The sequence below is a fragment of the Sphingopyxis soli genome (genome assembly GCF_018682675.1).
Taxonomy (GTDB): domain Bacteria; phylum Pseudomonadota; class Alphaproteobacteria; order Sphingomonadales; family Sphingomonadaceae; genus Sphingopyxis; species Sphingopyxis soli.
The window spans coordinates 1-9,077 of record NZ_JAFMTR010000041.1; the positions used below are offsets into that span (position 1 = coordinate 1).

The following is a 9,077-nucleotide window of genomic DNA, read 5'->3' on the forward strand; positions in this document are numbered from 1 at the left end:
CCTCCCATAGAATACTATGTCGGGAGACCGGGCGGGGGAGCGGGCCGGTGCCGCGTCTGGCGTCAGCCAGACAACAAGATTACCCTTGCGGCGGCTCCCAGAGTTCGATCGGATTGCCTTCCGGGTCGTGGACCCTTGCGAAGCGGCCGACCGCGGGGTCGTCCCATTCGGGCTTTGTGATGATCGCCTCGCCCGCTTGCCTGAAGGGCGCCAGCACCGCATCGAGATCGTCGACGCGCAGGTTGATCATGAACTGGCGGTCGGCGGCGAAATAGTCGGTGTCGGCCTTGAACGGCGAAAAGACGAGCGGCCCCGCCGTGACATTCCACACCCACTGGTTCGGCGGCACGCTGTCGTCGGCGCTGCACCCGCCACCGACGCCGAGGCGTTCGCGATACCAGGCGCTCAGTTTCTCGGGATCCTTTGCGCGGAAGAAGAGTCCGCCGATGCCTTTCACATGCCCCATGTCCGCCTCCGATGGATTGACGGGACGAGACTAGGCAGCTTCGGTCAGCGAATCCACTCCCCGCTTTTCCGGAATTCCTCGCGGACCTGACCCGACTGGTTCAGCCGCGGGTCGGAGTAGGTCGGCGCGGGTGCCGCGGCCGGTGCCGGGGGTGCGGGCTGCGGGGCGGTCATCGCGCCGGGCATCGGCGCGGGCGCGACGTCGGGCAGGGGAGCGGGCGCCCCGGCGAGCGCGGGCACTGGCCCGGCGCCCGGCGCGATCCCCTTGCCCTTCAGGATCGCCAGTTGCTGGGCGACCGGCAGATAGGGGCCCGGCACCGGCTCGCGGCCGAGATAGGGGGAGCGGAACGCATCGGGCATCCCCCAGCGGCCGCGCCAGCGGTGGAAGATATGCGCGCCGACGATGTTCGTCATGACGAGGCTCTTGCCCCAACGCGGCCAGATCGCGGTGGTGTGATAATGGGTCGCAAGACCGACCCCCGCAAAGACATGGCCGTTGAGGGCGGCCGCCGCGATCCGGCTGGCGCGAAGCCAGTTGGGCCTGCTCGGTGCGCGCGCCATCGCGCCATCGCACGAGAAGGTGAACTGGCACACGCCCGCGCGCTCCGATCCCTGAAAGACGACGCCGCACACGGTGTTCGGGAAACTCGGATGGCGGACGCGGTTGAGCACCGTCTGCGCGACGCCGCGCATCCCGTCGTCGCTTTCCGACGCCGCTTCGTAATAGATGGCGGCGGTCAGGCAATAATGCGCGCGCTCGCGGTCGAGCGCAGTAAGGCCGCGAAACATATAGGGCGTCGCGGCAGGGCCGGTGAGCGCTTCCTGCTGAAGCTGCGCGGGGGGTGCCGGCGGCAGCGCGGTCGCATCGGCATAGCCGACGCTCGCGGGATCGGGCAGCGTCGGATCGATCTTCAGCGCGTCCTCGTAGCTGTCCGAATTCATGATCGCCCAGCGCGCGGGGTCATAGGGCTTGAAACTGAGTGGCACCGTGACGCTGTACGGCCCGAAACCGCGCGGGCGATATTGGCCGGTCGACAGCATCAGCGCGAGGCACGCGACCACGACCACCGCGACCAGCACCGCCCAATAGTCGCGGCCCGGTCCCGCCGTCCTGGCCGGCGCCGGGTCGCGCCACGTCGGGCGGACGGCAAGGTTGAGTTCGGGTTTCATGCGTTCCGTCAAACCATCCCGGGCGATTCGCGCCCTATTTCCGGCCTTATGCCCCGAAACGCCAATAAACGGTTTCGCCGCGCTGCGCATGTCCCACGCGGGGACATGATGCCGCGCGGACGTTAGCGCCGACGGGCCGGATCGCCGACGGCAGCGCGGACTAGCGTATCTCGACCGTCAGATGCTCGATTTCATGAACCGGCCGCAGACGTTCGCAGATGGTCGCACGCGATGCGCCGACGACGCTGACGATTGCGGCGTGGGCGCCCGGGCCGACGCGCCAGACATGGAGATCGGCGATTTTTACATCGCCCGGCCCCTCGACGAGGGTGCGGATTTCGCTCTCGAGCTTGGTGTCGGTGGCATCGAGCAGGACCGCGCCGGTGTCGCGCATCAGCGACCAGGACCAGACCGCGATGACGATTGCGCCGACGACACCCATCGCGGGGTCGAGCCAAACCCAGCCAAGATAGCGCCCGCCGAGCAGCGCCGCGATCGCGAGGACAGAGGTTAGCGCGTCGGCGACGACGTGGAGATAGGCCGAGCGGAGGTTGTTGTCCTTTTCGTGGCCGTGGTCATGATGGTGCGCATGACCGGAATGATCGTCATGTCCATGATCGTGTCCGTGCCCGAGGAGCAGCGCGCTGGCGATGTTCACGCCGAGTCCGATGATCGCGATGATCGTCGCTTCCCCGAACTCGACCGGGCTTGGATCGACGAGGCGGATCGCCGATTCCCAGGCGATGCCGATCGCGACGATGCCGAGGACGAGCGCCGAAGCGAAGCCCGCGAGGTCGCCGACCTTGCCGGTGCCGAAGCTGTAACGTCCGCTTGTCGCGTGCCGTTTGGCATAGCGATAGGCGAGCGCCGCGATGCCGAGCGCGCCGGCGTGGGTCGCCATGTGGAAGCCGTCGGCGAGCAAGGCCATCGAATTGAAGGCGATCCCGGCGACGATCTCCCCGACCATCATCACCGCGGTAAGCGCGACGACCCAGAGCGTGCGGCGCGCATTTTCGTCGTGCCGCTTGCCCAGATAGACATGGCTGTGCGTCAGGGCGTCGATTTCACTGTCGAGCGACATGGTTGCTGCCTATCGGATAAGGGTGGAATGACAAGGGGGTGCGTGGGGGCGGCGCGGCGATCTCCGGCGAAAGGGGATGCGCCGGCGGGTCACCAAAGCCGCTGCCCCAATCTCCCCTTGCCGACTCTCGCGGCAAAGCCTATATGCGCCCTACTTCTTGACATGGTTAGCCAGTTGGGACGTCGGGGCCGCGGGCCGCGGCGGCTTTTCCCGCATGGTTTTCCGGTCAGCCGATTTGGGAAACAGACTTGGTCGACTTCGACGTCCTCAACGCGATCATCGCGCCCGAAGCCGAGGCGATGGGCCTTGCGCTCGTGCGCGTCGCCTTCTTTGGCGGGACAAGCGATCCGACCTTGCAGGTGATGGCCGAGCGGCCCGACACGCGCCAGTTGACGATCGACGATTGCGCCGATTTGTCGCGCCGCATCTCCGACCGGCTCGACGCGCTCGAAGAGGCAGGGAAAGACCCGATCGAGGTCGCCTACCGGCTCGAGGTTTCGTCGCCCGGCATCGACCGGCCGCTGACGCGCCGCGCCGACTTCGCCGACTGGGCGGGGCATGAGGCGAAGATCGCGCTCAAGGAAAAGCTGAACGGCCGCCAGCGCTTCAACGGCGAGTTGGTCGGCATCGACGGCGATACCGTCACGATTTCGGATAAGGAAGGGGTGGAGCACAAGCTGCCGTTCGATGCGATCGACACGGCGAAGCTGGTCCTCACCGACAAATTGATTGCCGCAACCGTCCCGCTCTCGATCGAGGGCGCGGATGAAATGGAAGAAGAAGGACAGGACTGATGGCCACTGCCATTTCCGCCAACAAGGCCGAGCTGCTCGCGATTGCCAACAGCGTCGCCAGCGAGAAGATGATCGACAAGGGCATCGTCATCGAGGCGATCGAGGAAGCGATCCAGCGCGCCGCGCGTGCCCGCTATGGCGCCGAGAACGACATCCGTGCCAAGCTCGACCCGCAGACCGGCGACCTTCGCCTGTGGCGCGTCGTCGAGGTCGTCGAGACGGTCGAGGATTATTTCAAGCAGGTCGATCTTGCCGCCGGCCAGAAGCTGCAGAAGGACGCGAAGATCGGCGACTTCATCGTCGACCCGCTGCCCGCGGTCGACCTGGGCCGCATCGACGCCCAGTCGGCAAAGCAGGTGATCTTCCAGAAGGTTCGCGAAGCCGATCGCGAGCGCCAGTATGAAGAATTCAAGGACCGCGCGGGCGAGATCATCACGGGCGTCGTCAAGTCGGTCGAATTCGGCCACATCGTCGTCAACCTCGGCCGCGCCGAGGGCGTCATCCGCCGCGACCAGCAGATCCCCCGCGAACTGATGCGCGTCGGCGACCGCGTCCGCGCGATCATCCTGTCGGTGCGTCGCGAGAACCGCGGCCCGCAGATTTTCCTGAGCCGCGCGCACCCCGAGTTCATGAAGAAGCTGTTCGCGCAGGAAGTGCCCGAAATCTATGACGGCATCATCGAGATCAAGGCCGCGGCCCGCGACCCCGGTTCGCGCGCGAAGATCGGCGTGATCAGCTATGACGGCTCGATCGATCCGGTCGGCGCCTGCGTCGGCATGAAGGGCAGCCGCGTGCAGGCGGTCGTGCAGGAAATGCAGGGTGAAAAGATCGACATCATCCCCTGGTCGGAAGACACGGCGACCTTCGTCGTCAACGCGCTTCAGCCCGCGACGGTGCAGCGCGTCGTCATCGACGAGGATGACGGCCGCATCGAAGTCGTCGTTCCCGACGACCAGCTGAGCCTCGCCATCGGCCGTCGCGGCCAGAATGTCCGTCTCGCCAGCCAGCTGACCGGCAGCCAGATCGACATCATGACCGAGGCCGACGCGAGCGAGAAGCGCCAGCGCGAATTCGTCGAACGCTCGACGATGTTCCAGGAAGAGCTCGACGTCGACGAGACGCTCGCGCAGCTTCTCGTCGCCGAGGGCTTCGGCGAACTCGAGGAAGTCGCTTATGTTCCGCTCGACGAACTGGCGAGCATCGAAGGCTTTGACGAGGAGCTGGCGCAGGAACTGCAGAGCCGCGCGACCGAAGCGCTCGAACGCCGCGAAGAGGCTGCCCGGCAGGAACGCCGCGGCATGGGCGTCGAGGACGATCTGGCCGAACTGCCGCACCTGACCGAAGCGATGCTCGTCACGCTCGGCAAGGCGGGGATCAAGACGCTCGACGACCTCGCCGACCTCGCGACCGACGAGTTGATCGCCAAGAAGCGGCAGGACAACCGCCGCGGCCCGGCGCGCGAACGCCCCGAGGACAAGGGCGGCGTGCTCGGCGAATATGGCCTCAGCGAAGAGCAGGGCAACGAGATCATCATGGCGGCGCGTGCGCACTGGTTCGAAGACGAACCGGCTGCCGAAGCGGTGCAAGACGGGCCCGCGGCGGAGCCGCAAAACGGGGAGGCCGCCGATGCGGACCCCGCGCAATGATCAGCTGATCCCAACCGACCGCGCGGGCAAGCGCGGACACCATGTGCCCGAGCGGCGCTGTGTGGTGACCGGCGACGTGGCGCCGGCCGAACGGCTCGTGCGCCTTGCGCTCGGGCCCGACGGCGTGATCGCGCCCGACGTTCTGGGCAAGGCGCCGGGGCGCGGGGCGTGGATCGGCGTCGATCGCGGGACTCTCGAAGCGGCGCAGGCGAAGGGCAAGCTCAAGGGCGGGCTGGCGCGGGCGCTGCACGAAGGGGGCATCATGATCCCCGACGATCTCGGTGCGCGTATCGAGGCGCAGCTCCAGCGCGCGACGCTCGACCGGCTCGGGCTCGAATCGCGTTCGGGGACGCTCATTTCGGGCAATGAAAAGATCGAGCAGGCGGCGCGGCGCGGGCAGGTTCGCCTGCTGCTTCATGCCAGCGATGCGGGCGACGACGGCCGCAAGAAACTCGCGCAGGCATGGCGCGTCGGCGAGGACGACGAGGGTTCCGGCCGCGAAGGGATGATCTTGCCAGTGGACCGGGCCACCCTATCTATGGCATTGGGGCGAGAGAATGCGGTCCATCTGGCTGTCATCGACGCCCGTGCCGCTGACCGGTTGCTGGCACATTTGAGCCGCTGGCAGTTTTTCTCCGGATGGAGTAGGGACGCGGCCGACCGCGTTTCACCTGAGGATTTCCGCTCCGCGGGGGGCACGAATCCCCGCAAGGCGGGCAATGGGACAGCGTCCATGGATTCCGACACGGATTCCGATGCTTCGGACGCGAATTGAAGGAATAAGAAGTTTAGATGAGCGACGAACAGGACAAGCCGACCCTTACCCGCAAGCCCCTGGGGCTGAAGCGGACGGTCGAGGCCGGCCAGGTGCAGCAGCAATTCAGCCACGGCCGCCGCAATACGGTGGTGGTCGAGGTGAAGCGCCGCCGCGTCCTCGGTCGCCCCGGCGAAGCCGCGCCCGTGCCCGAGGTGGAAGAGGTCAAGGCCGCCCCCGCGCCCGCTCCGGCCCCCGCGACCGCCCCGGTCGCTGCGAAGCCTGCCGCGCCCAAGCCCGCCGCGGACAGCCTGATGTCGCGCCAGGAGCGCCAGGCGCAGCTCCTGCGCGAGGCCGAGGAAGCGCGGATGCAGGCGCTCGAGGAAAGCCGCCGCCGCGAAGAGGCCGAGCGCGCGCGCGCCGCCGAAGAGGAAAAGGCGCGTGCCGAGGCGCGTGAAGAGAAGGCGAAGACCGCCGAAGCCGTGCCGACGCCGACGTCGGCCGCTGCGTCCGAAGCGCCGACCGCTGCCGAAACGCCTGCTGCCAGGGAAGCGGGCGAGGACGCGCCGCGCACGACGACCGCCGCGACCGCCACACCGGCACCCCGCCGCTTCACGCCGGTCGAGGCGCCGAAGCGCCCCGAACCGAAGCGTCCCGAGCCCAAGGCGACCCGCGGTGCCGACAACCGCCGCCAGTCGGGCAAGCTGACCGTCACGCGTGCGCTCAACGACGACGAGGGTGCGCGCGCGCGCAGCCTCGCGGCGCTGAAGCGCGCCCGCGAAAAGGAAAAGCGCTCGCACATGGTGTCGAGCGGCCCGCGCGAGAAGCAGGTTCGCGAGGTCGTCGTTCCCGACAGCATCACCGTGCAGGAGCTCGCCAACCGCATGGCCGAAAAGGGCGCGGATCTGGTGAAGGCGCTGTTCAAGATGGGCATGCCCGTCACCGTCAACCAGACGATCGACCAGGACACCGCCGAACTGCTCGTCACCGAATTCGGGCACGAGATCAAGCGCGTGAGCGAGGCCGACGTCGACATCCGCCATGACGAGGACGTCGACGATGCGGCGCATCTGAAGCCGCGCGCGCCGGTCGTCACGATCATGGGGCACGTCGACCACGGCAAGACCAGCCTGCTCGACGCGCTGCGCGGCGCGAATGTGCAGGCGGGCGAAGCCGGCGGCATTACCCAGCATATCGGGGCCTATCAGGTGACGACCCCCGACGGGTCGCTCGTCACCTTCCTCGACACGCCGGGTCACGAAGCCTTTACCGAGATGCGGCAGCGCGGTGCGAACGTCACCGACATCGTGATCCTGGTGGTCGCGGCCGACGACGGGCTGAAGCCGCAGTCGATCGAGGCGATCAACCATGCGAAGGCGGCGGGCGTGCCGATCATTGTCGCGATCAACAAGGTCGACAAGGAAAGCGCGAACCCGCAGCGCGTCCGCGAACGCCTGCTCGAGCATGAGCTGGTGGTCGAGGAAATGGGCGGCGACGTCCAGAATGTCGAAGTGTCGGCGCTGAAGAAGACCGGCCTCGACAAGCTGCTCGACGCGATCGCGTTGCAGGCCGAAATCATGGAATTGAAGGCGAACCCCGACCGCGCCGCCGAAGGCACGGTGGTCGAGGCGAAGCTCGACAAGGGCCGCGGCCCCGTCGCGACGATCCTCGTCCGTCGCGGCACGCTGAAGGTGGGCGACATCTTCGTCTGCGGCGCCGAAAGCGGACGCGTCCGCGCGCTGATCGACGACCAGGGCAAGCAGGTAAAGGAAGCCGGACCCTCGATGCCGGTCGAGGTTCTCGGCCTCGGCGGCGTGCCGATGGCGGGCGATACGCTCACCGTCGTCGAGAACGAAGCCCGTGCACGCGAAGTCGCCGCCTATCGCCAGAGCGAAGCGCTCAAGAAGCGGACGGTGCAGGCACCGGTCAGCCTCGAGGGCATGTTCGAGGCGCTCGCCGACAAGGCGAAGGTCATCGAATATCCGGTGGTCATCAAGGGCGACGTGCAGGGTTCGGTCGAAGCGATCGTCAATGCGCTCAACAGGATCTCGACCGACGAGATCCGCGTCCGTGTGCTCCAGTCGGGCGCCGGTGCGATCACCGAAAGCGACGTGACGCTGGCGGCCGCCACCGGCGCGCCGATCATCGGCTTCAACGTCCGCCCGAACGCCAAGGCGCGCGAGATCGCGAAGCGCGAAAAAGTGCGCTTCATGTATCATGACGTCATCTATCACCTGACCGACGAGGTCCGGAAGGAAATGGCGGGTGAGCTGGGTCCGGAACGCATCGAAAACGTCGTCGGCCGCGCCGAAGTCAAGGACGTCTTCCCGGCCGGCAAGCGCGACAAGGCGGCGGGTCTGCTGGTGCTCGAAGGCGTCATCCGCAAGGGGCTGCACGCGCGTCTCACCCGCGACGACGTCATCATTTCGGCGACGACGATCGCTTCGCTCCGCCGCTTCAAGGACGACGTCGCCGAAGTGCGCGCCGGCCTGGAATGCGGTGTCGTGCTGGCCGACACCAACGACATCAAGCCGGGCGACAACCTCGAAGTATTCGAGGTCGAGGAACGCGAACGCACGCTGTAATCAAGCCATCCCTGCACCCCCGCCGGCGCGGGGGTGCAGCAGGAACGATATATGCGTCATAACGAAACCCAGTCCGGCCCCTCGGTCCGCGTATTGCGCGTGGGCGAGCAGGTGCGCCACGTCCTCTCCGAAATCCTCCAGCGCGGCGACGTGCACGATGACGTCCTTGCGAAGCATCCGGTGAGCATCACAGAAGTGCGTATGTCGCCCGACCTGCGTCACGCGACGGTGTTCGTGAAGCCGCTGCTCGGCCGCGACGAAGAGGCGGTGATCAAGGCACTGCGCACCAACACCGCCTACCTTCAGCGCGAGGTCGCGCACCGCATCCGCATGAAATATGCCGCGAAACTGAAATTCCTGCCCGACGAAAGCTTCGACGAGGCGAGTCACATCGAGAAATTGCTGCGCGACCCGAAGGTAGCGCGCGATCTGGAGAGCGGCGAGGACGAGACCCCGGATTGACCCCAAAACTGTCGTCATCCCGGCCTTCACCGGGATGACCGATTGATGGGCTTGGCCAGAGTGTTTTCAAGTCAGGTGGAATCACCTGACGACTCGGAAAACACGGCAAAACAAGAATCT

The 9,077-nt window shown here is 66.9% G+C and carries 8 protein-coding genes; 5 read left to right on the forward strand and 3 right to left on the reverse strand.

Annotated features, from left to right (window positions below):
• Nucleotides 1-79: 79 nt before the first annotated feature.
• The 3 genes from J1N50_RS05535 to dmeF form a co-directional block, all read right to left on the reverse strand.
• Entirely contained in the window at nucleotides 80-466 is a 387-nt protein-coding gene (locus J1N50_RS05535; protein ID WP_215350818.1) for a VOC family protein, read from the reverse strand.
• A gap of 44 nt (nucleotides 467-510) precedes the next feature.
• On the reverse strand, nucleotides 511-1,635 hold the full coding sequence (locus J1N50_RS05540) for a cell wall hydrolase (RefSeq protein ID WP_215350821.1): 1,125 nt from the start codon (nucleotides 1,633-1,635) through the stop codon (nucleotides 511-513).
• A gap of 160 nt (nucleotides 1,636-1,795) precedes the next feature.
• The gene (dmeF, locus tag J1N50_RS05545; RefSeq protein ID WP_215350824.1) at nucleotides 1,796-2,716 is read right to left on the reverse strand and encodes a CDF family Co(II)/Ni(II) efflux transporter DmeF; all 921 of its coding nucleotides are present in this window, start codon (nucleotides 2,714-2,716) and stop codon (nucleotides 1,796-1,798) included.
• Nucleotides 2,717-2,964: 248 nt separating this feature from the next.
• Here dmeF and rimP point away from each other — a divergent pair, with 248 nt between their 5' ends.
• Genes rimP through rbfA form a run of 5 tightly spaced genes read left to right on the forward strand, consistent with a single transcriptional unit; the run spans nucleotide 2,965 to nucleotide 8,957 of the window.
• Nucleotides 2,965-3,510, forward strand: a complete 546-nt coding sequence (gene rimP, locus J1N50_RS05550; RefSeq protein ID WP_215350827.1) for a ribosome maturation protein RimP — start codon at nucleotides 2,965-2,967, stop codon at nucleotides 3,508-3,510.
• A complete protein-coding gene (nusA, locus tag J1N50_RS05555; protein WP_215350830.1) occupies nucleotides 3,510-5,156 on the forward strand; it encodes a transcription termination factor NusA in 1,647 nt (548 codons plus the stop codon). The genes rimP and nusA overlap by 1 nt, the downstream gene beginning before the upstream one ends.
• Nucleotides 5,137-5,931: a DUF448 domain-containing protein gene (locus J1N50_RS05560; protein WP_215350833.1), complete on the forward strand. Its 795-nt coding sequence runs from the start codon at nucleotides 5,137-5,139 to the stop codon at nucleotides 5,929-5,931. The genes nusA and J1N50_RS05560 overlap by 20 nt, the downstream gene beginning before the upstream one ends.
• A 17-nt stretch (nucleotides 5,932-5,948) precedes the next feature.
• The gene (gene infB / locus J1N50_RS05565; RefSeq protein ID WP_215350837.1) at nucleotides 5,949-8,495 is read left to right on the forward strand and encodes a translation initiation factor IF-2; all 2,547 of its coding nucleotides are present in this window, start codon (nucleotides 5,949-5,951) and stop codon (nucleotides 8,493-8,495) included.
• Nucleotides 8,496-8,546: 51 nt separating this feature from the next.
• Nucleotides 8,547-8,957, forward strand: a complete 411-nt coding sequence (gene rbfA, locus J1N50_RS05570; protein ID WP_215350840.1) for a 30S ribosome-binding factor RbfA — start codon at nucleotides 8,547-8,549, stop codon at nucleotides 8,955-8,957.
• The last annotated feature ends 120 nt before the right edge of the window (nucleotides 8,958-9,077 follow it).